We start from the raw sequence: 382 nt of genomic DNA, 5'->3' as shown, positions 1-382 counted from the left end.
ATGGGAAGAAAGTTCTTAACATGTGTTCCAACAACTATCTCGGCCTTGCTGCACACCCAAAAATCAAAGAAGCCGCTATAAGAGCAATTCTCGACTATGGTGTTGGTGCTGGAGCTGTTAGAACTATAGCTGGTACAATGGAACTCCACGTAGAGCTTGAGGAGAAACTGGCAAAATTCAAAAAGAGAGAGGCTGCGATTCTCTTCCAGAGTGGTTATAATGCAAACCTTGGAGCCATTAGTGCCCTCATAAAGAAAGGTGAGGATGGAGTTTTTGTAAGTGAAGAACTTAACCACGCCAGCATTATTGATGGTATGCGTCTAAGCGGTGCTCCAAAAGTCATCTACAAACACCTAGACATGGAAGACCTCAAAAAGAGACT

General features: G+C 43.5%; 1 protein-coding gene. It reads left to right on the top strand.

Translation table 11 applies throughout. The annotated features are described in order from the left end of the window. On the top strand, window positions 1-382 hold a 382-nt coding region (locus tag E3E37_RS11535), incomplete at both ends, for an aminotransferase class I/II-fold pyridoxal phosphate-dependent enzyme (RefSeq protein ID WP_167717492.1).

The sequence above is a fragment of the Thermococcus sp. ES12 genome (genome assembly GCF_012027515.1).
Classification (GTDB): domain Archaea; phylum Methanobacteriota_B; class Thermococci; order Thermococcales; family Thermococcaceae; genus Thermococcus; species Thermococcus barossii.
This window is presented reverse-complemented; position numbering and strand designations above follow the sequence as displayed.